Annotated in this window: 26 protein-coding genes and 1 pseudogene; 25 read left to right on the forward strand and 2 right to left on the reverse strand. The window is 54.6% G+C overall.

Features of this window, described 5'->3' with window-relative positions:
* Positions 1 to 86: 86 nt before the first annotated feature.
* The 25 genes from JJD74_RS27355 to JJD74_RS27475 all read left to right on the forward strand — a co-directional run bounded on the left by JJD74_RS27355 (position 87) and on the right by JJD74_RS27475 (position 18,408).
* A complete protein-coding gene (locus tag JJD74_RS27355) occupies positions 87 to 524 on the forward strand; it encodes a hypothetical protein (protein WP_200617277.1) in 438 nt (145 codons plus the stop codon).
* Between the two features lie 74 nt (positions 525 to 598).
* Complete coding sequence (locus JJD74_RS27360) at positions 599 to 793, forward strand: hypothetical protein (protein WP_200617279.1); 195 nt, start codon at positions 599 to 601, stop codon at positions 791 to 793.
* A 217-nt stretch (positions 794 to 1,010) separates the two neighbouring features.
* Positions 1,011 to 1,484, forward strand: coding sequence for a hypothetical protein (locus JJD74_RS27365; RefSeq protein ID WP_200617281.1), 474 nt, complete (start codon positions 1,011 to 1,013; stop codon positions 1,482 to 1,484).
* 64 nt (positions 1,485 to 1,548) lie between these two features.
* Positions 1,549 to 2,196 carry a hypothetical protein gene (locus JJD74_RS27370; RefSeq protein ID WP_200617283.1) on the forward strand — a complete coding sequence of 216 codons (648 nt, stop codon included), beginning with the start codon at positions 1,549 to 1,551 and terminating at the stop codon, positions 2,194 to 2,196.
* A 374-nt stretch (positions 2,197 to 2,570) separates the two neighbouring features.
* Positions 2,571 to 3,071, forward strand: coding sequence for a hypothetical protein (locus JJD74_RS27375; protein WP_200617285.1), 501 nt, complete (start codon positions 2,571 to 2,573; stop codon positions 3,069 to 3,071).
* Positions 3,072 to 3,243: 172 nt separating this feature from the next.
* A complete protein-coding gene (locus tag JJD74_RS27380) occupies positions 3,244 to 3,918 on the forward strand; it encodes a hypothetical protein (protein ID WP_200617286.1) in 675 nt (224 codons plus the stop codon).
* Between the two features lie 57 nt (positions 3,919 to 3,975).
* A complete protein-coding gene (locus JJD74_RS27385) occupies positions 3,976 to 4,527 on the forward strand; it encodes a hypothetical protein (protein WP_200617287.1) in 552 nt (183 codons plus the stop codon).
* 206 nt (positions 4,528 to 4,733) lie between these two features.
* Positions 4,734 to 6,284, forward strand: a complete 1,551-nt coding sequence (locus JJD74_RS27390) for a DNA cytosine methyltransferase (RefSeq protein ID WP_200617288.1) — start codon at positions 4,734 to 4,736, stop codon at positions 6,282 to 6,284.
* A 193-nt stretch (positions 6,285 to 6,477) separates the two neighbouring features.
* A complete protein-coding gene (locus tag JJD74_RS27395; RefSeq protein WP_042955674.1) occupies positions 6,478 to 6,738 on the forward strand; it encodes a hypothetical protein in 261 nt (86 codons plus the stop codon).
* 319 nt (positions 6,739 to 7,057) lie between these two features.
* Positions 7,058 to 7,546, forward strand: a complete 489-nt coding sequence (locus JJD74_RS27400; RefSeq protein ID WP_200617289.1) for a JAB domain-containing protein — start codon at positions 7,058 to 7,060, stop codon at positions 7,544 to 7,546.
* 65 nt (positions 7,547 to 7,611) lie between these two features.
* Entirely contained in the window at positions 7,612 to 8,496 is an 885-nt protein-coding gene (locus JJD74_RS27405) for a DNA adenine modification methylase (protein WP_200617290.1), read from the forward strand.
* Positions 8,497 to 8,691: 195 nt separating this feature from the next.
* Positions 8,692 to 8,946 (forward strand): hypothetical protein, encoded by a 255-nt coding sequence (locus JJD74_RS27410; protein ID WP_200617292.1) that lies wholly within the window; start codon positions 8,692 to 8,694, stop codon positions 8,944 to 8,946.
* A 422-nt stretch (positions 8,947 to 9,368) separates the two neighbouring features.
* Positions 9,369 to 10,025: a hypothetical protein gene (locus tag JJD74_RS27415; RefSeq protein ID WP_200617294.1), complete on the forward strand. Its 657-nt coding sequence runs from the start codon at positions 9,369 to 9,371 to the stop codon at positions 10,023 to 10,025.
* A 206-nt stretch (positions 10,026 to 10,231) separates the two neighbouring features.
* Positions 10,232 to 10,522 carry a hypothetical protein gene (locus tag JJD74_RS27420; protein WP_020799511.1) on the forward strand — a complete coding sequence of 97 codons (291 nt, stop codon included), beginning with the start codon at positions 10,232 to 10,234 and terminating at the stop codon, positions 10,520 to 10,522.
* Between the two features lie 237 nt (positions 10,523 to 10,759).
* A complete protein-coding gene (locus JJD74_RS27425) occupies positions 10,760 to 10,903 on the forward strand; it encodes a hypothetical protein (protein ID WP_155943744.1) in 144 nt (47 codons plus the stop codon).
* A 246-nt stretch (positions 10,904 to 11,149) separates the two neighbouring features.
* The gene (locus tag JJD74_RS27430) at positions 11,150 to 11,467 is read left to right on the forward strand and encodes a hypothetical protein (protein ID WP_200617295.1); all 318 of its coding nucleotides are present in this window, start codon (positions 11,150 to 11,152) and stop codon (positions 11,465 to 11,467) included.
* A 102-nt stretch (positions 11,468 to 11,569) separates the two neighbouring features.
* Positions 11,570 to 11,941, forward strand: coding sequence for a hypothetical protein (locus tag JJD74_RS27435; protein WP_200617296.1), 372 nt, complete (start codon positions 11,570 to 11,572; stop codon positions 11,939 to 11,941).
* Positions 11,942 to 12,690: 749 nt separating this feature from the next.
* Positions 12,691 to 13,029, forward strand: a complete 339-nt coding sequence (locus JJD74_RS27440) for a hypothetical protein (RefSeq protein ID WP_234451890.1) — start codon at positions 12,691 to 12,693, stop codon at positions 13,027 to 13,029.
* Positions 13,030 to 13,098: 69 nt separating this feature from the next.
* Entirely contained in the window at positions 13,099 to 13,884 is a 786-nt protein-coding gene (locus tag JJD74_RS27445; protein WP_200617297.1) for a hypothetical protein, read from the forward strand.
* Positions 13,885 to 14,019: 135 nt separating this feature from the next.
* Positions 14,020 to 15,147, forward strand: coding sequence for a DUF7146 domain-containing protein (locus JJD74_RS27450; protein ID WP_200617298.1), 1,128 nt, complete (start codon positions 14,020 to 14,022; stop codon positions 15,145 to 15,147).
* Positions 15,147 to 15,443 carry a hypothetical protein gene (locus JJD74_RS27455; protein WP_200617299.1) on the forward strand — a complete coding sequence of 99 codons (297 nt, stop codon included), beginning with the start codon at positions 15,147 to 15,149 and terminating at the stop codon, positions 15,441 to 15,443. Before JJD74_RS27450 ends, JJD74_RS27455 begins: the two co-directional genes overlap by 1 nt.
* Before the next feature lie 114 nt (positions 15,444 to 15,557).
* Positions 15,558 to 16,283 (forward strand): hypothetical protein, encoded by a 726-nt coding sequence (locus JJD74_RS27460; RefSeq protein WP_200617301.1) that lies wholly within the window; start codon positions 15,558 to 15,560, stop codon positions 16,281 to 16,283.
* 22 nt (positions 16,284 to 16,305) lie between these two features.
* The gene (locus tag JJD74_RS27465) at positions 16,306 to 16,710 is read left to right on the forward strand and encodes a hypothetical protein (RefSeq protein ID WP_200617303.1); all 405 of its coding nucleotides are present in this window, start codon (positions 16,306 to 16,308) and stop codon (positions 16,708 to 16,710) included.
* 139 nt (positions 16,711 to 16,849) lie between these two features.
* The gene (locus JJD74_RS27470; protein ID WP_200617305.1) at positions 16,850 to 17,893 is read left to right on the forward strand and encodes a hypothetical protein; all 1,044 of its coding nucleotides are present in this window, start codon (positions 16,850 to 16,852) and stop codon (positions 17,891 to 17,893) included.
* Between the two features lie 239 nt (positions 17,894 to 18,132).
* A complete protein-coding gene (locus JJD74_RS27475; RefSeq protein ID WP_016973421.1) occupies positions 18,133 to 18,408 on the forward strand; it encodes a hypothetical protein in 276 nt (91 codons plus the stop codon).
* Between the two features lie 166 nt (positions 18,409 to 18,574).
* On the opposite strand, the pseudogene JJD74_RS27480 reads toward JJD74_RS27475, so the two are convergent.
* Both JJD74_RS27480 and JJD74_RS27485 read right to left on the reverse strand, forming a co-directional pair.
* Positions 18,575 to 18,994, reverse strand: a pseudogene (locus JJD74_RS27480) (endonuclease); the annotation flags it as partial.
* A 33-nt stretch (positions 18,995 to 19,027) separates the two neighbouring features.
* Positions 19,028 to 21,994: a Tn3-like element ISPa38 family transposase gene (locus JJD74_RS27485; RefSeq protein WP_003100881.1), complete on the reverse strand. Its 2,967-nt coding sequence runs from the start codon at positions 21,992 to 21,994 to the stop codon at positions 19,028 to 19,030.
* Positions 21,995 to 22,177 lie beyond the last annotated feature (183 nt).

Here is a 22,177-nt window from a genome sequence, read left to right on the forward strand (position 1 = left end):
CACACAGTTCCACCGACGTTTTAACAAACCCTCGCGGGGTTCAGTCCCCCCATGGGGCTGGCCCTGTTAATTCCAGGAGTCAGAAAATGAAATTGAAAATCACCGATATCTCTCAGATTAAGTTTGCCCAACGTCTTCGATTCAACGGCGTATGGGTGCACGACGTCTGGGTTGACGGTCAGTATTTCCAGATTGAAATTGGCGACGATTCATTCAAGGGCCGGCGAGAGTTCTTCAGCGGGATGTCCGATGTTGAGTTTGAGCGGGATGTTGTTGGTCGTCTCAACACCGTGACCATGATGGATCGCTCAGCTCCTCCTGAACCATTGGTGACTGCGTTCAATCAATGGCGAAAGGAAGTGCACGCCGAACGCGTAGAGCGCCTACGCAGCCAACCAGAGCGCTACGGCACGATCAGCGAGGGTGATCCTTGCATACAACCGTATCCTGACGTGGTTGCGGCTCGTTACGAGCTTGGTCAGGGTTGGGTGAAAACGACCCTCGTGGTGCAGTCTGCGGCCTGATTTCAGGTCCAAATCAATCTAACAACCTTGAGGAGCATCACGCATGTGGTGCACCTCGTGGCATAGGAGGACCTATGAAATCTGGAACCAACTCGCCTCACACGATCAAGTTCGCGGGGCAGCTATCGGTCTTTGAGAGCCCTCATTCGGGCAATGTACTGCTCGTCGACCGCGCTGAGTACAACCGCTATAACCGTCTGGTTTGGGTGGCTCTACTTCCTGAAGATCCAGTTGCGCTGGAGGCTATAGCCCTTTACCGGGCCAAGTAGCTCTAGCTTCAACATTTCGGTACCAACCATCCTTGGTCAAGCCAGGGATGGGCTTTATCAGATCACATCCAAGAGGGATACCTGTCGAATGTGATTTCCCTATCCAGCATGTGCTGGAGAGGAAAACAGCTGCACTTGCAGCACTGGCCTCGGCCTTTCTAACCCCTGCGGGCACCACCCCCGTTTGGGGATGGGTCCGTACTCACGGAGATGACCCATGACTTTAATTGACCACCACGGTACGCAACCTTCCCGGGCACGTGTTTCGTGGCGCCTGTCTTATCAAGGTAAGCACGAATACGACTGCTCATTCTTGGGCAGTGAGTTTCGCGTCTCAGTCCGCGTTGCCAGAGAGCGCTATCCGGTTTTCTGCAACATGAGTGAGGTCGAGTTTGAGCGGTGGGAAAACGGTCAATCCGGCTATGTGACCCACAGTGATCCATCAAAACTCACGGCTGAGTTCGTGGCCACGTTCAATCGATTGCGCTTCGAGGAGTGGCAGCAGCAGGTGCTAATCATGCTGAGGCAACCCGAGAAGTTCGCTGACTACACGCCCAAGCATTTCCCTGTGTACGTCGGCGCGTCCTACGATAAGTCAGAAGGCTGGGTTCGGATGCATGCTTTCGAGGAAATTCGGTCTCTGGCCGGGATTCCCGAGCACATTGCAATCGACCCAACTGTTTTTCACTAAAACCCACCGCCGGGCCAATGTCCCCGCGGTGGGGCATGGTCCGGCTCCAACCTGGAGATACGCCATGAATGCAAACCAAGCACTGATCGTTGTTCAACGCCTGCTCATCAATGCAGGGTCTCGGTTGAAGCTGCGATTGGTTTCTCACGTAGGAGCGGATTACTGGAGTTTTTCTGTTGTTGGCCGCGGCCGAATGGGCAAGAAAGTCATAGTGCCCTTCATCCAGGTCACCGACGGCTTCAGAATTCTGGGGATCCTGGACCAGGCGGGCCGAAACGCTCATTGGCTTTTCAATGGCCAGGCTGGAAACGGTTGCCGGCAGATTGCCCACTACGGGGATCAAGGCCGTACCGTTGTATACCACTCGAAGCAATATTTGACCGAGTGGTATGGAAAGAGCGTAGGGGACGCAGGTCTCTCCATCGCGTGCCAGGAGATCATTGCCTGTGCGCCCGATCGCGAAACGCTGGTCCTTCGGGATCTTGAGTATGAACGTGACGACCAGCGAATTGAGTTGCCGTCCACGAGCCAGGCCGATGTCGTGCAGCAATGCTTGGATGGGAAAATTGTTCCAGTCCAGGTCGAGCACTACGAAAGGCTGATTAAAGAGTTCGGCGTCGCAGTCCGTTTTGGCAGTGGGGAATACCGCGGCCAACTGATGTCGATCGATACATTTAAGGTTCTGCTTGCCGGCCAATTCATGGCCGCGTGAGGTTCGATCTTTCCCGTGAAGGAGCGAGTTGGAACAATAAGAGAAATCATGGAGCCGGGGCGCTAAGACGCCCCGGTTGCATGCTGTGCTTTGCCCAGGCAAAATCCAGTTCAGTTACCCAGTTGCTTGTGCACCTAGGTAAAAATGAAGCTGGTATCCCAGCATTTCTCTCAACTCCGGCGGTACTCGTTCGCTAGGAGTCAAAAGCTCGTTACCCATGGTGCGAACTCGATGATTTTCAGCCAGCTGACTTTTGCGTTCGTGGTCGAGAACACCTCGTCGCGGTTGAACATCAGCAGCTGACCATTCAAAAACTCAACCTGCGGGGGTGTGTTCCCTGCGGGAGCATGGTCCCGCTCAATCTGGAGATGACCATGAATTGCAAAACCACCCAGAAATACATTTTCATCTTTGTCAGCAGCTACCGTGGGACGCATTCCTATGAAGCCAAGTTGATCGAGAACGGAATTGTTGGCCAGACATTACGGCTCTCATGCCGAGTAGCAACTGATTCGTACGAACAGCCTTGCACGCTTTCTCGTGAGGAGTGGGTAAAACAGGTCAACGGAAAAGTTGGGATGGTTAGCACCTACCCATCAGAAATGCTGACAGATGAGCTCGTGGCCACCTTTAACCGATGGTTGTTTGATGAGTGGGAGCGAGACTTAGCCAAGATCATCGGCAGCCCTGAGGTTTACGGCACTGATGTTCCGAGCCTCTGTCCTGTCTTTGTGGGCGGGAGGTACGACGCTGCAACTGGCTGGTGCGCCCTGCAGGCGTTCGATGATTTGGTGAAGCTTGCCGGCCTGCCGGTAGAGCGCTGCTGGAATCCTCGACTTCAAGGCGTAACCCGGGAAATGGTGACTGTCGCCTAATAACTGGTTTTTTTTACGAAGGCCCAGGCCTTTAGAAAAGAATTTTTCCATTCTTCGAAGGCCTTGAGGTCTTCGAGAAAACAAGCTGGTCACGCCAGCACAACTCAACCCATAGCGGGGCTTCGTGACCCCGCATTGGGGTCATGGCTTCGCATTTAACCGGAGCTCCATGATGAAAGTTTTTGCATTTTTTCAAAGCGTTGATAATGAGTTCTACACCGTTTTCGTAACGAATAAAGCTCACTCCGATCAGCGTTGGCTGACTGCCGTTTCACCAAACACCAACAACTTGTTTGAAGGTTTCAGGCTTGCACTGGAGAAGTTTGAGGCGGGTCAGCGTGAGCTTGTCAGCTTGGATAGCGTTCACGTTTCGTTGTTAGGTGAGGTTGTCGATGGCGATGTTGCCATTGGTCAGCATCGTATGTTCCTTGTGTCAGCCGATGAGCAGTATTGGCTGGCCAACAAAAAAGGGCAGTTGGCTAAACTGAGTGACCTTGAGTCCACACTGCAGTCCTACCTTGGGACCGCTACTTGTGTTCTCAGCCCGGTCAGCGATGAACACATCGGGGCCGTAGTCACGAATTACTCGCCAATTGAAAATCTGCGACCTCAGGTATTGGTGGTCATGGAGGATGGAAACCCGGTAGGTGTTCAGCTTTTCGGGCTCCCAGCTTCAACAGCGGTCTCTGTTCTGAATGTGATCCACCCAGATGATGTTCATAGCTTGAGAGACGAATACCTTGGTGATCTTGTCTTTGAACACGGCGAGGTCAAAAAGAATGTTCGGAATGTCACCCCCGCGGTGCAGAACCTGAACACTTTTTCGCAGCTTGCTAAATTGATTTAACCCACTCGGGGCCATGTCCCGATGGGGCGTGCCCCGTACCTCATCCTGGAGTACGACATGACTACAACATCCAAGCTTCAAATCAATCTTGATTGCATGTTCATTGGAAGTCACACGGAGGTGGTTTTGGTCCCGGCCGATCTCACCCTTGCAGAAACGCATGACATCATGAACCTGCGGTTTGGAACGGTTAAAGTCGGCGAATATGTCATCGATACCGAGAACGGATCTAAATACAACTCGCACACCGAATGGGTTGGTGACGATGAAAAGCACACGCTTGAAATCGTGAGAGATCCAAACGGGCGAATGAAAATACTCAAGCAAGAGACCGTTGTTTCTGAACCGGCCATGGCGCCGGTGGCCAGCGACGGGCTTGTGTTCATCCAACAGGATGAAGACTTGCACACCATCATTGCAGCCCTGCGGTACTGGCAGCAGATGGGCATGTGTGACCCCTTCAAACGGTCGGATGAAATGCACTCCTTGTGTACAAACAACGATGAGCTTCAGTCTTACTGTGACGACGACGTCGACGACCTGGTCATGAGGCTGAACGTCGAGATGGACCCCAAGAGCTTCTTGGAGGAAATCAAGGCTATCGTTTGATTGTGAGGTAGCCGGCCCTTATGGGTCGGCCACCCTCAGAATGCTTTTGAGTGACTCTGCTCAAGACTCAGTCACAAGCATTCTTTGGCCACTCATGTGAGTAGCCAAGATACCCAGCTGGTGGTCACCAGCACTCAAACTTAAAACCCACCTGGGGGCATTCATCCCCAGTGGGGGTGGTGCTTCCAATCACTTGGAGTTCCACCATGACTACAGTAATCAACACAACGATTGGCGAGGCAAAGGGCGGTGTAGCGCGACTCTGGCTTGAGGGTCAGAAGCTGGTTCATGCCGGCGTAAAGGTTGGTGCTAAGTACCTGCTGCGAAGCAATGAAGCATCCAAGCGTCTCGAGTTGGTACCGGTCTCCGGCGAGACGATGGAAGCGGGTTCCTTCACTGTTTCTAAACGTGAACGAAACGGTGTGGTCACGCCTCTGTTGGAGGTGCGCACCGATTTGCTTAAGAAGTTCTTTGAAGGCTGCGAGAAGGTTCGTGTTGCCATTCGAAGTGGTCGTATTGTCGTAACTGCTCTGCAGATCGACCTCAAGATCAAAGAGCGTGTTGAGCGTATAAAACGCAAGCTCACCGAGAAGGTGGCGCTGGCGAAAGGCTCGCTATATCACGGGAGCGGCATCATTGATAAAGCGCTGCACTCAGGCCTTTTGGTCGCGGGGGTTGCGTCCTTCATACAAGTCGGCGTTGAGGTCGATTCCAATTATCTGGATGTATCCCTAAGGAACAATCCGGAACTTTGGACTGAAGAATCAATCGCGATCAACACCGACATTCGTGACCTCACCTTGTCGGGCGACGTACCGCAATTAGATTGCGTAGTTGCCGGGATCCCCTGCACCGGGGCCAGCCGCTCGGGCCGTTCGAAGAACAAGATACAGAATGCGGAGGAGCATTCCTCGGCAGGTACCTTGTTCATCGACTTTCTGGACTTCGTAAAGGCCTCTAACCCTGCGATCTGCATCATCGAAAACGTTCCTGAATATTTGGACTCGGTTTCGATGACCGTCATTCGCAGTGTTCTGACATCGTTGGGATATGTGTTGCATGAGACGGTGTTCAGGGGGGCTGATTTTGGAGTGCTAGAAGACCGGAAGCGGATGGTGGTTGTAGCGATCACAAAAGGCTTGGGAGAGGGCTTTACTTTTCCGACGGCCACTGACGTTAAGCCAGTGAAAGTCGGCGATATCCTCGAGCAAATACCTGAAGACTCACCTCGGTGGAAAAGCTACGAGTATCTCGCGGCAAAGGAGGAGCGAGATATTGCGGCTGGCAAGGGTTTCAAGCGTCAGTTGGTCACAGCAGACAGCACCTCGGTTGGGACTGTCGGGCGTGGCTATTTTAAAGGACGGAGCACAGAGCCATTTCTGCTACATCCTGACCCGTCCAAGTCAGAGCTCAGCAGGTTGTTTACCGCTACCGAGCACGCACGTTTGAAGGGGATTCCGCCATCTATGGTGGATGGGTTGTCAGAAACGATTGCCCATGAGGTCCTCGGTCAATCGGTCGTGTATCCCGTGTTTCAGGCGGTTGGTGAGGCACTGGGTATGGCATTGACTAACCAGGTCATCAATCCTGTTTACACAGCTCTCCAGGAGGACGGGATCGACAGCTACTGCATGCAGATCTGTGGGGGCGGAATGTGTGGAATCGGTCCGGTATGTCATATGGGAATCGATGCCACCACCCACCTTCCACCGAAGTACATCAGTGGGCAGCAGACCGAGCTTGCGATGTCGGTGTAGGCAAGGCGTCCAAAACTTTCCCCAAAGGCGGCATGCCTCTTGGGGAGGGGTTTGGTGTTTCAGTCTGGATGGTTATCGGCACTGGGAGACCGTAGGTCTCGTTTGAACGGATAACGCTGTAATTATTGATCAACCCTGGCGGGCAGGTTCCCCGTCAGGGGCACGTGTTCGCCTCGACCTGAGGTGCCATGTGATGAATGTAATTTGCCAGGCCGCGCGGATGATGGGGAATCGTAAAATCGTGCGAAAGGGGACTGCAAAGACCTCCGAATGCACGATTTTTCTATGGGAGCTCGATGACGGAAATTCACTTGAGCTTCTGCGCAATGAGGCACCCACGGCGACTGCGCACTTTGTCAGTGTCAGGGAGAGGACGGAAAGGTTTAACGACCTGCTCCAGTACTACGAACGGCACGCCAAAGTCTTCAGTCCCGACCGCTATCTGGCGGCGTAACACAGCGACTCTTCGATCGTCCCCAACCCGGGGCGGTCGAAGTTCTCGCGCTACCAGGTAGGATAAATTTGTCGTATATTCAACTTGCATCTCCACCGGATGCTTCGTAATACAGCTGACCCTTCAGCACCTCTTTTTGACTCCCCCCCCGTTTCTCGACTGCTTTCCCAAGCTATGTTTGCGAAAGCAATTGACTCTTCACCCCCCTGATGTCAGGTGGTGAGATGCCCAGTTGGTGGTTTACCAGCAATCACAATCCCTAAAGGGGCTTCTTGCCCCTGCCGGGGAGAGAGCCTCCTTCATCTCTGGAGGCACCACTATGTTTATCGAAACAGCCGAGAACCCTAACGTTTTTCAATTGCTCGGTGAGACCGTCACGGCCGATGAAATCATCGAGGCCGCGAACGAAATCATCAACAAGCGATTTGCAAAGGGTGCTCGCTTTGACAGTCCGGATCGTGCTCGGCACTTCTTCAAGTTCAAGCTGGGCGAGAAAGACCGCGAGGTGTTTGGCGTAGCCTACCTGGATGCCCAGCATCGGCTTATCGCGTTTGAAGAGCTGTTCGCTGGCGGCCATCAGCATGTAAGCGTCCATCCTGGCGTGGTCGCAAAGCGTGCTCTGCATCATAATGCGTCAAAGGTGATTTTGGCGCATAACCACCCCAGTGGTGATTGCAGCCCATCGCCTGAGGACCTCTCCATGACGGCATCTCTGAAGCAGGCTTTGATGCTTGTGGAGGTGACGCTCATAGACCACATTATCGTTGGCAAGCAGTGCTACAGCATGTGCGACAACGGTCAGATCTAATTCCTACCCATCGGGCGCATCACGTCCCGGCTGGGTTGTGGGCGCCACCTCAACGGAGACGTACCATGAAATTTAATTCCTCAGTTGTTAGCTATCCGGACCGTGGTCATTGGGGGAATAGCCGATACCGCGGTAATTGCACAGGCGCGATCGTAAGGGATTTCTTTGGGACGTATCACACCCGAAAGAATGGTCTTGCGTTTGACCCTAGTATCGGTGGCGGTACGTCTGTCGACGTTGCCAACGAGCTCGGACTCCGGTTCAAGGGTACCGACCTTCACCAGGGGACCAACCTGTTGCTGGACGACATGCGGGCCTTTCTTGGAGAGGAGGCCCACACCTGTTGGTGGCATGCCCCCTATGCTTCGATGCTGGTCTATAGCGGGGAGGTCTGGGGAGAGCCAAACAAGTGGGACATGAGTCGAATGGCCCTTGCCGAGTTCACGGAGGCTCTCGAGCTTTCCATCATGAACATTCATGACGCCGTCGAAAAAAATGGGCATTACGGAATTTTGATGGGCAATCTTCGTCGGCAAGGTCAGTACCTCAATTTGTCATCGCTCGTCGAACGGGTCGCGCCGGGTCGGCTTGTTGATGAAATTATCAAGATTCAGCACAACTGCGTTTCTGATCGGCGGGAATACCGAGGCAACATCGTCAGGATCGCCCACGAAAAATTGTTGGTCTTCAAGAAGAACAAGGAGTCTCTGTTTTTCTTGGCTCAGGTCGAAAGTCGTGCTGCGTCATGGGTTGGGACTACTTGGCGGGCCGCGATACGTCGCATCCTTCAAGGTGGCAAGGTCCTACACCTCAAAGAGATTAACCAACTGATCGCGCCGTACGCAGGTTCTCGGTCAAATCAGCACTGGGAGGCAAAAGTTCGTCAGGTGGTACAGGACGCGCGCTATTTTGAACGCGTTGCGCCTGGTACCTACCGACTAGCTGCTTAAATCGTCTCGCATCGCCCCGGGGAGTTCCCGGGGCGGTTTAGAGACCGCTTCGGCAAGAGCATTGCTCAAGCGGTTTCACTCGAACCAATGTTGGTTCGAATTGAAAGCAGCTGCACTACTGCAGCATTAAAACCAAACCGGCGGGGTTTAGCTCCCTGTCGGGGGTTAGCTCCGCCTCAACCCGGAGTTAAACCTATGAAAAAAAATCTTGGCATCATTGGTGAGTTCCTTGGCCACTTGGTCATGGGAGTCATTTTCTTTTCCCTGCTCGTGCTCGCGAGCCTTCTGATCTCGACCCTTACCAGTTGGGTGGGGGGCTTCGAGGCCGGTAAGGACCTGGTCCCAGTTCTGAAACTCTTGGAACATGTGATCTTGTACAGCGACTGCGTGTTCTTGGGCTGGTGGACGATCTATTCCACCTACCACGCCAGCAAGGCTCTTCTGGCCTGAACCGTCACTAACGGGGCGGCCTGGGCATGCCCTTATGCAAACAGGAAAAACTATTGGAGATGGCTATGAATGCCTTCATTCGTGGCTTCAAGCGCGGCGTACAAGAAACCCTTCAAGGCTTTTGGGCACCCGCTATAGCGTTATGGGATTTGCTAAGTACCACCACGGAAAAAATAACCGGCGATGTAACGAAGCGAGATCGGTAGCCTTCCTGTTCCATGAATCGACCATCCAGCATCAATAGGTGGTCGCGGCCCCTCACTATGCGGTGAGGGCCAGATCACCACTCGGGTTTTCCCTGGGTGGTTGATTCAATGACGTCGCTGAGAGGCTTTGGCCTTTAGGCAATAAATTCACTATCAAACCCCGCCGGGAACATGCCCCCGCGTTGGGGACATGCCCGGCTCCTTTTGGAGCACGACATGAATAATCAAAACAACCTGGTCGGAAACGAGCGATTGGACCTTCAGATGTCGGCGGCGCCATCGCCGTTGGACCTGCTTAAGGTCGCTGTTGACGCAGGTTTGACGTTTGCTGATTGCGAAAATTATTTTGGTGTTGATTCAAGCACAAACCTTTTCGCAAAAGCCGCGCAAGCGATCTATGCAGATCGGAGCGATAACGACATCGAAATATGCGAGAGGACGGTTATCTCCCGCTGTGAGTACGGGGCCTTTGTAGGAGCTCGCGTCTTTGTGCGGGACGAGCAGGCCGGGTTGCCCGACATTATCGAGTTGATCGATGGGCTGGTACGACACTTTCACACGAAATTTGGACCTGAGCTCTCACAGAGTTGCCCGGTCCTACAGGGCAAGGTTGGGATGATCGAAGAATTGTTTACCAATCACGGTGATGAGATCGAATCCCTTTCTGGCAATGCTCCTGAGTCCATCCCCAAAGCAAGGTTCGTGTTCGCCGGAATTGTTGAAGAGAACTACACCTCTGAGATCATTCTTAACCTTGTTCGAATGGGGGAAAACTCTGGCTTTAATCTCGACCAGTGCGAAGCACTTCGCAACTGGCTCGAACACAAAGGCAAGCTTCTGGATGCGCAACTGAGAACTGTCCATGTGGCATAAAAACCACATATGTTGGCTCACGCCTGCAGGGCGCCAAAAGAAGTGTTTGTTCACGATGACCGTAATGGAATTCGTGTTCGCGCTGAGTCCATATAGGACAAAGCAGTAAAGGTGCAGCTGATCCCTTAATTTCAGCAATCCAGCAACCGCGGGGAGCCTCTATCCCTGCGGGGTAGGGCCTCCCGCACACAAAAGGAGTGTCCCTCATGGAGAACCAAAATAGCTCTCCGCATCAAAAACCCTGGTATGCGCCGTTGGTGCATTTCCTCGCTCACACGGTTGTGGGTTCCGGCATTTTCATAATAATTGCCACGCCTTCCGTATTTCTCGGGTGGCTTGTCCACAAACTTCGTGAGTACCACGTCGCCGAGTTCACGCTCAGCGTTCTTACGTTCCTCGAGCACGCGATCCTGGTGGTCGATGCGCTTACCTTTCTGTCGTTCCTGGGCTTTACCTCGTGGGCTGCAGTCAAGGAGATGAGACAAAATGGGCATTAATAGCGGTAATAAAAGTTCCCTGGTTGAGCACTGCCTAACTGAGTTTGTGAAGGCAGCTCAGCAGGCCCCCGCCATCTATTTTGCTCCCGTTCGTGGGGCGATTTCTGGTGTCATCGGTCAGTGGCGAAAGCTGCAGGCTCGTGACTCCGATGGTGGGACCCCCAAAGTGGCCTAATTCGCTTTGAACAGATACCGATCAAGGTATATGCTGAACTCATGTAACGCGAGGAGCTGACCATGATTCGCAAACACCTTGTAGGTTTCATCAAAGGTTTCAAAGCTGAGTTCGTTGTTGCGGCGAAAGCTGCGCCGGCGATCTTTTTCGCTCCTCTCGTTGGGGCGATTAAGGAAGTCAGGAACCAAGCGAATAAAGGTCTTTAACTGTTGTCCTCGCCCCTCTTGTAAAAGAGGGGCGCTTCCGATTCTCTCCCGGTCTGGGGAGAGTGTTCGGTTCGGAGAACCTCTTCTAACGAGGCGAGTCTCTCAACCGAATCCACCTGCGAACAATGCGTTTCCAGGACGATAGTCAGCTGCAACTCTATGCAGCATCACCTTGGCACTCGCCATTCAACCCATTGGGACAATCGCTCCCGATCGGGAATGTTGTCTCTAACCACCGGAGGCAACATGAATATTTCACAACAGCTCGTGGCAGCTGGTTTCGATAAGGTCGCTCAGTCACTTCCTTTTCGTATGGAGCGCATGCGCTCAAATGGAATCGAATGTGATGAGGCGTCGTTGTTGACGACGATTGAGCGCGACGAGTTTCGCTCAATCAAATGCAGGATGCGTCTGGCAAAGGTCACCACGTTCGCTGAGCTCGAAGAGCACGGTCGACTTGTTACTTTGCTGGCGAGTTTCACTACTGAATCCAGAACGTGGCTTATGAAGCTACCGCTGTTGCGACTGCAAATCATGATGGACGCAGTTGAATCATCCTGGTGATCCTACTTGCCACATCTGTGGCGTAACGCTGCATATGCAGCAAACCCCGTCGGGTTCTTTTCCCGATAGGGGAGAGGCCTCGACTTTCGTGTTGGAGGCTTCATGAACAATTTTCCGGTTTCCCAGATTTCCAATAACCCAGCGCTGGTTCTCTCGCATTTCAACGAGATCATCGAGCGCAGAAAAGCGGCACTCTTTCCTGAAGGTGCCCATGATGGTGTTACGGAAGTTCTGCTACTGGACAGGAGGGACCGTCCTCTCTACCTGGCGTCTCAAGTTGACGTTACTCAGCAAGAGATTGAAGCCAGCTACTGTGAGCGCGGGATCACCACCACGGCGCATCTTCGTGAATTCATTCAACTGGTTCACGAAATCTCGGCAGCATGTTCAACGATTGCTGCTTCGGAGCTTCGCTCGTATCACCTGGACTTGCTCCGGGCGATGAAGGACGAGATGGTTCAGAAACGTGCGTAGGTGATTGGAGCAGGGGGGATTCCTCCCTGCTTCCATCTCAAAATGCCGAGTGCTATATTTCAACCAGCTGTGATCAGCATCCTCTCGGCCAGCAGGCCACCGACCGACCTCAAGGGTTGTTTCGGAAAGCTCCAGTTTTCCCAAGCAAAGATTCTTCCTATCGCTCTGTTGCGATCGGAGATGGCGTTAGCTGCGCGTCCCTAAAGCAGCATCAACATTGGCCATTCTGGCTAACCCACCCTGCAGGGGTTTCTCCCTGTAGGGGAGACCTTGCACTAAAACTAAAATTGAGGTGCAACATGTCTGACTTACTGAATCTCGTGATCATCATCGTCGACTTCGTGTTTGACGTAATTTGATTCACACGGCCCTGTGCTTGGCTCTCGCCGGACATTGGGTAAGCCTGTCGTAACACCGTTGTTCCAACCTTTCTGGTGGGGTCCTTCCCCACTCGGGGTTGGCATCTCACCTCCATTCTGGAGGTACATCTATGATTTTTTCGCCTGCAAAGCTGATTGGAGCGTCATCACCCTTCGGCTGTAGCTGGTCGTATGTGACGCGGGGAGACCAGGTTGTGAAGATGGAGCAACGTGTATGAGTAATGCACAGAAGCCCCTCCCGTCACCACCGAAGCCCCACGCCCAAAATCGGGTTGCTCACTATCAAGAGGCTCTCAGCGATGAAAGCTTTGTCAGCATGATGAGCAGCATTTGCGGCTTACCGATCAAACAGAAGGATGGGACCAAGAAATGAAGTCCTACCCCCGTTTAGTCGCGCTACTCCGCGAGACGATGACACTCACTACCGGTGAGGCTGAAGCATTGACGCGTGGCGTCGAAGCAGAAGCCGTGTCCCGCTGTGGAGGTATTGCGAACGTCGTTCGCCGTGCCTTCGCGCTTCGACACTATGCAGCACTGCGTGCACTGCTCGCTCGTTACCCGAATGCTCGAGACAAGACTGCTTTCGCTATCGATACCGGCTTCACCGGCAAGCGCCGTGTGCTGGTGGATGATGGGAAGGTTGTTTCCCACGGCCATCTGGCCTGGGATGTCTTTCTCATTCGAATTAGAACGAAGCATATCCACTGATTGATCAAACCCTATAGGGGCCTACATGCCCCAATAGGGGTAGTGGGCTCCAATTACCGGAGTCCCTTTATGTCTACTAACCACGCAATCAAAACCCTGATGCAGCGCTACCTGGTGTTAAACGGCTACCCCGCTGAAGACGTCGATTTTTCTTTGAGCTGTTGTCAGGGCGATGGTGCAAGTTTCACTGGTGAGTTGGATGTGAAGCGTCTTGCTTCGCGTCTTGTTCCGGATGTGACTTCGACTGTCTGGGATGGCCTGGTGCTACCCGAAAAGCTGGAGATCACCCGGGACTCTGGAATGCGCTACGTGCATGAACGATCGACCTCCCTGAGTATCGATCCAGTTTACGTCGAGCTCACTCCAGCTGATGAACTAGGTGGACCCGCTCAAAAAGTTGCTCTTCATCGACTGGTCACTGCGCTTGCCGATGATGTTGTGGCCACCGGTGCAGAGCTTGCGCACCGAGGGTACAAACTCCTTGATGCGTACGTCTCCGAAAAGACAAAGCTGCGCACCTTTCAAACCTCCAACTTTCGGGTTGATGTTTTTAAGTGTCCGGATGACTTCGATGTCTTTGAAACCGAGGAAGAGCTCGTCTACCTCGACCAAACCATCCAGCAAATCATGGATGGGGAGATCGAATGCTTCAGCCTCAAAGTCACTGTCACCATGCTTGATGATGACGGCGACGATATCGCTGTACTGGCTGAGGTTGATATTTACGGGTTCAGTCGTGATCCCTCGATCAAGGGGCTCTGTACAGACACACGTGATGTTGTGCGCGAGGCGATTGCTGAAGCGCGCGATACCTACTTGAAGCTGATGAAACCGCGGTTGCGGTTGGCAGCTTAACCACCCCTGGGGGGCTTTGCCCCCTCAAGGGGTGGAGCTCCTTCAGGTGTCCTATTCCCCCGGCTCGGGGCTTCCCCAAGCTCCCGTTTCGGTGGCTTGGGGAAGTCCCGAGTTGGGCTTACCTGGAGGTGCACTATGAGAAATTTGAAAGCCGAAGTTGTACGTAATGCGGCGAAGCTAAAAGGCTGGGATGTGATTTTGAGGGACTTGTGCCCTGAGATCGATTCCCGAGCGTTTGATAAACCAGGTCGACACACCAAGTGCCCTGTCCATGGGGTGGCTGGTCGTGGCGGCGATGGGTTCAAGTTCTTCCGTAAGGATTTTCAAGACTCCGGCGGCGGTATGTGCAACACCTGTGGAACGTACCCCGATGGATTCAGCTTGCTGATGTGGGTGAAGAACTACGGATTTGCCGATGCTGTGGCCGATGTTGGTGACTTCTTGGGGATTCGCTCGACTGAAGATGAGAATCAGCAGGAGAAGGTTAACCGGGCCAACGAGCAGGCGCTCGCGGCACGTCGCAAAGAACTTGAGGAAAGAGAGGCTGCTTCAAACCTCTATCACAGCAAGAAACTTAATGAGCTTTGGAAGGGCAGTATTCCGCTTACGCATGCAGATGCTGAGCCGGCCCGACTGTATTTGGCCAGCCGCAAGATTCTCTGTTGGGATCGTGAGGGCGTCGAAAGGGTGGTTCGGTTTCATCCGAGCCTCTCGAGTTACAACGAGGATGGTGAGTTCGAAGGTGATTTTCCCGGCATTGTCGCGAAAGTTACTAAGGCAGGGCTTCCTATCACGCTCCACCGGTACTTTCTAACCCCGAAGGGGCTGAAAGCACCCGTCCAGAGTGCTAAGAAAATGTGCATGTATCCTACCGACAAACTGGTTACTGGCGGTGGCATTTTCGTGGGGGCTTGGGACAAGGAGGAAATTGATGTTTGTGAGGGGCTGGAAACGGCTTGGGCAATAGAAACCGGTACCAATTTCGCTGTGCAGGTTCACTCATTGGTGAATGCAACGTTGTTGGAGGGTTTCGAGCCTGGCCCTCGCACAAAACGCGTCAGGATCTGGATCGACAAGGACCGATCCGGGCGCGGTGAAGAGGCGGGCATGAACCTGAAAAAGCGTCTCTGGGAGAAGGGTATCCAAGCTCAGATACTGACTCCCTCATTGCCGCTGTTGGAAGGCGAAAAGTCAGTCGACTGGAATGATGTGCTGGTGCAGCTTGGATGCATGGGGTTCCCACAGATGAGGAGGGCGGCTTGATGAGCGTCACATCTTATCTGTATGACCCGGTGCGTGTTGTCACCTCGCCAGGCGCCAATGCCCTCGACCCATTCTCACCGCCCAGCGGTTTTAGTGGGAGCGCAGGGGATTACCGATTGCTGTTGGTAAGCCGGTACCGGGTGCCGGCGTCGCGTCGGTACATCATGGCCCATGCAAAGGCCCTTCAAGATGGACTCAACGTCATCTTTGAAGGGCCATACACAATGGAGGCTGCCGACATTCTCGAAAAGATTGTCGCTAGCGACCGCATGCAAGAAACCAAAAGGGCCGGCTAATTTAGCTGGCCCTTTTTTTATGGCCATGAGATCGATCAGGAGTCGGGTAGAATTGTCCGCTTGCATTCCAGTAAGACGTGCGAGTCTTCAAGCATCGCAATCGAGATCCGAACAATGACTTTCAAAGTGGTCAAGCTCAGCACCTCAACAACCGATACACCAGGCCTGTACCAGGTCAAGTTTAATGGCGACGATCGTTTTTTTCGCACTGTGGATGTCCATGTCTCAAAAGACCTCGGGCCCAATGCCCTGGACTTCGTCGAGCTGTATGGCGCCTGGTGCTGCCTGATCTGGTTGGAGCTCGCTGGGGCAAATCGAACATCCCGCAACCTGAAGCTGGTGGTTTCGCGAGGAGCTGTAAAGCGTCTCCTGCTGGTGACAAGTTCCAAAGAAGAGCTCTACCAATACGCATATGCACTTCGGACACAACTCCTCGGCCTGGACAACATTTCAGTCGAGAAAGGGGAGGAGTGGGCGCTGGAAGAGCATCCTGGCATCTGCGTGAGATGGGATGGGAAACCCCCGCCACAACCTTTCGTCGACAATCCTACGTTTGGCCGCATCTACCTCACGTACCATGCAGTTATCGAGTACCTGGATGAAACGAAGGGCGAGTGTAAGCTCGACAACGTTTTTTCGAGGCTGGCCCGGATCGTTCGGGAGGCGGACAGGGTAAAAACGCTGACTGCGAAGCAGGAGAAAGACAAGGCTCGCCGCTATGGTGAGCAGCAAAAGGGCGTGAGAAATCTAGGTACCGCGTCGGGTTGGCAAATAACCACTCGACCGACCACTGACGGGAAGGGCCTTATTGCTATGACGGTTTTTCAGCGAGTCGAGTAATGGGTTCGCGATGGAGAGGGTGATGGCGTACGTTGCGCGGGTGAGATCTGAGCTTTTGGCGCTGTTGAGATCAGTAGATCCAGACGGCTGGGAGCAAGCAAAGAATCTTTCCCGGGATGACGTCGTGAGCTTTTTGGTTTCAAGACCTCATATCATGCAAGGAATCTCGTACCAGATCTTGGGGGAGGCCGGATTCGGGGAGGGGGCGTATCTTCAGAACTCGCGCGACGGCGAGGTCTACCGGCTGATTCGGTGTCAGGTCTCCTTCGATGAACGCGGTCTGCCGTTGACGGTTGGACTGATTGGCGTAAAAGATGGGCTCGATAATAGCCACGCCAACTTCATCGGGCGGATTGATGAGTTCACGAGCATGGAAACTGGACTTCAAATTTTGGGATCGGAAATTCTAGACCTGTTGGAACTGTAAAATAATAACTCACACAAATAGAGATTTATGTGAGTTATTATTTTATCTTGGTTATGAATGCCAGGATGCGTTAAGTGGCGGCATTAGTGGCTAACCTTTTTAAATTAAGCATAAATACTCGAAAGGGACCTTCTAGATAATGAAATCTAGTCAGCGTCACATTATACCGTTGGAAAAGTGCATCGTTGCCCTCGATACTAACGTCGCGCGTACACTTGGGGAGTCCACGACTTGTCCGGACTGGCTTGATACCTTTGGTCAAATGGCTTCCTCTGGTGAATACGCTTTTGCACTCGCGGATGGGGCATTTGCGGAGCTCTTAAATCAGATTACAAAGCCTGAGGGAGGGATGAGTGAACCTTGCTTCAGTCGTATGATTCAAGGGCTTGAGACCTTTCTCGATCCAGAATATCCCATCATCCTTGGGAAGAGAGACATCTTAGGGATGCTTGGAATTGCTGGTAAGGATCCTTGGTGCGCTAGTGAAGTAAGGGATCTTTCAAAGGACGGGTGGCAGAAACTTTGTAATATTCAATCAGAGCCGAAAAACTCACAGTATCACTCGAAGCTTGAAAAAATACTTCAGGATGAGCGCGAAGAGTGGATTGCGCAGTTCGATAAATTTGATTCTCATCTCGCTCTTGAACTCGCAACAGTTAAGGAGCGTATAGCAAGGTTTCAAAGTTATAGTGGCGTCTATGCTCTGTCATTTAGGAATTTGCTGTTGGATCTTCAACAGAAACTTCATGCCCTCGATAATTTAAAGGAATTGGAAGGCAAAGTACTAAAAGATGCCTTAGCCGAGCTTGATGCCGATCGTCCACTCGCAGGTATCTCAATGAGCGCGAGATGTGACCTTCAAATAAGGTACCTCTATCGGCAATGGGTAAGGACACGCAAATCTAAGCATGCCTACTCTCCCGCTTCGCACAACAATCGAAATGATGGAATTGATTTTGATTTCTATCGGTTTTTGATGCTACCAGCCTTGGTCGTGACTGAGGACAAGGGCTTCCTCACGCGCATAAGCGACATTTCTAGCCCCCAAAAGACTTGGTTCATGACTCCTCAGGAGCTTGCCGCCAGTTGGTTGCGAGGGGACCGGCCGTGGCCAATCTGGGCACAAAACCGTGTATGCGCCTTAAGTGACCCTCCGTTTTTCTTGGCGTGCGAGGTCCGATGAGTGGAGCTCGCGGGTTTCCTGGTGCGGGTCTAAAATTCTAGAAATGGCTTTAATTCTAATGCGCAAGCTTATGATTTCATTGCGTATAATAGGGATTATGTTAAACGGTTAGCTTCCTAATAATTAGGTTGCAAACATTATCCCTCCATGCGCTGAGCTGTTCAAGCCACTAATGAACCGAGTACGCTCCTTTGAGGTCTCTTGCAATTCCGTAAGCGGCCAAAATGGAGAAAGAGACGATGATGATTGATGGCGTTGAGAAACGAATCGAAGCCGGCGTGAATACGGCCCTGGACATGGTTGAGGTATTGGTTGCAGCTGGCCAGCCCCTCAAATCTGCGATTGCCACCTCGCGGATACTCACTATGGAAGTTGTCCGTGAGTCTCTGGCAAAGAACCTGGCAAACAAAAGCGGCTCGGTGATTACTCATACCTTGGCCACGACGCCGGCCCAACCTGAGCCGGTACCGCCCCAGCAGGCCGCAAAAACGAAACAGCACCAGACAGTTGAATGATCATTGAGGTCGGCCGGGAGATCTTTGTGATACACCCGGCCGTGCCTGCGATACCAGCTTCCTCACCTCACGCTTGCTGTAGCCACCGCAGAGCGTCCAGAGGGCAGGAAAAGGTTCAGGCAAGCCCCAGCACTACAAAACTGCATATCCGCCCCCGCACGGCCCCCTATCGGCAGTTTCCGGCCCGTTTAAACCCCGCCGCTTCGGCGTCCGCAGCGCTCGCAAACTCTACCCGGTTGCGCGTTCCGACCTTTCCATAGCTCGGACAGCCCACTGGCAGGTGGTATACATTGCTATTGCGGTTCCCAATCACCAACTGGATCGAGTTGGAGGCGTCTCCACCAGATACCTGGTGCTGAACTGGCTCGCTCCGAATGGCCTGGGGCATCGTGCCGGCTCCCGTCACTCGCATCCCGAGACTCCAAGAATGCTCACCTGTTACGAATGGGTTGCTGTGCCCCATTATTCGGGCAATGCGCCGGTCACGCTCCTGTTCCCACGCGGTCACTGGGTATTGGTGATCCCAGGCCATCAGCAACTGCTGTTGTGCCTTGGACATCGACAGCCCGTAACGGTCGTGCATGTAGGGGTCGTCTCAGAAAACGGAAAATAAAGCACGCTAAGCCGGTTGCAGCGGCCGTAGCGGCCTGAACTTGCCCGCGCCGATCTTGGCGCTGCTGCGCCAGAGGTAATCGCCGGTCAGGTTGATGTGCTCCCAGCCGAGCGGCGACAGGTACTGCAACAGGCCGTCATCGACGGCTTGACCGTGGCCACGCAAGGCGTTCGCGGCCCGCTCCAGATAGACCGTGTTCCATAGCACGATGGCCGCCGTCACCAGGTTGAGGCCGCTGGCCCGGTAGCGCTGCTGCTCGAAGCTGCGGTCGCGGATTTCCCCCAGGCGGTTGAAGAACACGGCGCGGGCCAGCGCGTTGCGCGCCTCGCCTTTGTTCAGCCCGGCATGCACGCGGCGGCGCAGCTCGACGCTTTGCAGCCAGTCCAGGATGAACAGTGTGCGCTCGATGCGTCCCAGCTCACGCAGGGCGACGGCCAGGCCGTTCTGGCGCGGGTAGCTGCCAAGCTTCCTGAGCATCAGCGAGGCCGTCGCCGTGCCCTGCTTGATCGAGGTGGCCATCCGCAGGATTTCATCCCAATGGGCGCGGACGTGCTTGATGTTGAGCGTGCCGCCGATCATCGGTTTCAACGCCTCGTAGGTGGCATCGCCCTTCGGGATGTAGAGCTTGGTGTCGCCCAGGTCACGAATGCGCGGGGCGAAGCGGAAGCCCAGCAGGTGCATCAACGCGAAGACGTGGTCCGTGAACCCTGCCGTGTCGGTGTAGTGCTCCTCGATCCGCAGGTCGGATTCGTGATACAGCAGGCCGTCGAGCACGTAGGTCGAGTCGCGCACGCCGACGTTCACGACCTTGGTGTGGAACGGCGCGTACTGGTCGGAGATATGGGTGTAGAACGTCCGCCCTGGGCTGCTGCCGTATTTCGGATTGATGTGGCCGGTGCTCTCGGCCTTGCTGCCGGTGCGGAAGTTCTGGCCGTCCGACGATGACGTGGTGCCGTCGCCCCAATGCTCGGCGAAGGGATGTCGGAACTGCGCGTTGACCAGCTCGGCCAGTGCCGCCCCGTAGGTTTCGTCGCGGATGTGCCAGGCTTGCAGCCAGGCCAGCTTGGCGTAGGTCGTGCCGGGGCACGATTCCGCCATCTTGGTCAGGCCCAGGTTGATCGCGTCGGCGAGGATCGTGGTCAGCAACAGGTTTTTGTCCTTGGCCAGGTCGCCTGACTTCAGGTGGGCGAAGTGCCGGGTGAAGCCCGTCCATTCGTCTACCTCCAGCAGCAATTCGGTGATCTTGACGTGCGGTAGGATCATCGCCGTCTGGTCGATCAGGGCCTGTGCGGTATCGGGCACCGCCGCATCGAGCGGCGTGATCTTCAGGCCCGACTCCGTGATGATGGCGTCCGGCAGCTCGTTGGCCAGCGCCATGCGGTTGACGGTGGCGAGCTGCGTTTCCAGCAGCGTCAGCCGGTCATGCAGGTACTGGTCGCAATCGGTGGCCACGGCCAGCGGCAATTCGCTGGCCTGCTTGAGGCTGGCGAATTTCGCGGGCGGCACCAGGTAGTCCTCGAAGTCCTTGAACTGGCGCGAGCCTTGCACCCAGATGTCGCCGGAGCGCAGCGCGTTCTTCAGCTCCGACAGCGCGCACAGTTCGTAGTAGCGCCGGTCGATGCCGGTGTCGGTCATCACCAGCTTCTGCCAGCGCGGCTTGATGAACTCGGTCGGCGCGTCGGTGGGCACCTTGCGGGCGTTGTCGCTGTTCATGCTGCGCAGCACCTCGATGGCGTCGAGTACGTCCTTGGCGGCGGGCGCGGCCCGCAACTTGAGCACGTCGAGAAATTCCGGCGCGTAGCGGCGCAGCGTGGCGTAGCTCTCGCCGATGCGGTGCAGGAAATCGAAGTCCTCGGGTTGCGCGAGCCGCTGCGCTTCGGTGACGCTCTCGGCGAAAGCATCCCAGGACATGACGGCCTCGATGGCGGCGAACGGATCGCGGCCCGCTTGCTTGGCCTCGATCAGCGCCTGGCCGATGCGCCCGAACAGCCGCACCTTGGCATTGATCGCCTTGCCGGATGCCTGGAACTGCTGCTGATGCTTGTTCTTGGCGGCATTGAACAGCTTGCCCAGGATGCGGTCATGCAGGTCGATGATTTCGTCGGTGACGGTGGCCATGCCCTCGATGGCGAGCGCCACCAGGGTCGCGTAACGCCGCTGCGGCTCGAACTTCGCCAGGTCGGCGGGCGTCATCTGGCCGCCCTCGCGGGCGATCTTGAGCAGCCGGTTCTGGTGAACCAGCCGCTCGATGCCGGAGGGCAGGTCGAGCGCCTGCCACGCCTTGAGGCGTTCGATGTGTTCCAGCATGTGCCGCGAGTTCGGTTTGACCGGGGATTGCCGCAGCCAGGCCAGCCACGTCGTCTTGCCGTTGTCGCGGCGCTTGAGCAGATCGTCGAGGCGACGGCGATGCACGTCCGTCAGCGGCTCAGCCAAGGCGTCGTAGAGACGCCGGTTGGCGCGGGTAATCGCTTCGGCGCTCGCCCGCTCGACGGCGTTGAGGGCGGGCACAATGACCGACTGCCGCCGCAGGTGCTCGATCAAGGCTCTGGCCAGCACGATGCCCTTGTCGGTTTGCATGGCCAGCTCGGTCAGCAACTGGACAGCCTGCCGGTAGTGGCCAATCGTGAACGGCTGGAAGCCGAACACCGTTTGCAGCTCGACCAGGTGCTCGCGTCGGGTCTGCTCACGCTGCCCGTACTCGTCCCAGCTTTCGATGCCGACCTTGAGCTGGTTGGCGACCAGTCTCAGCAATGGCGGGAACGGTGGCTCATCAGCGCCAAGGATGACGCCGGGAAAGCGCAGGTAGCAGAGCTGCACCGCGAAGCCCAGCCGATTGGCCGGGCCGCGCCGCTGCCGGATGATGGAGAGGTCGCTTTCGCTGAACGTGTAGTGACGGATCAACTCATCCTTGGTGTCCGGCAACGCCAGCAGGCTTTCGCGCTCGGCGGCGGAGAGGATCGAACGGCGGGGCATGCGGTTTCCTTCTTCTTGAAAACGTAGGTTTGTGACAAGCCCGCCAAGGCAACCGGCGCGGCACGGGAATCAAGGCATTGCGATTCTCGAAAATAGTTCTTGAAATTCTATTCTTGATTGCATATCATCTCAACGAGTTTCGATAAGAAAGGATGCCCATGCGACCGTCTGTTGTGCTTGACA

The sequence above is a fragment of the Pseudomonas sp. MF6776 genome, assembly GCF_016613125.1.
Classification (GTDB): Bacteria; Pseudomonadota; Gammaproteobacteria; order Pseudomonadales; family Pseudomonadaceae; genus Aquipseudomonas; species Aquipseudomonas iridis.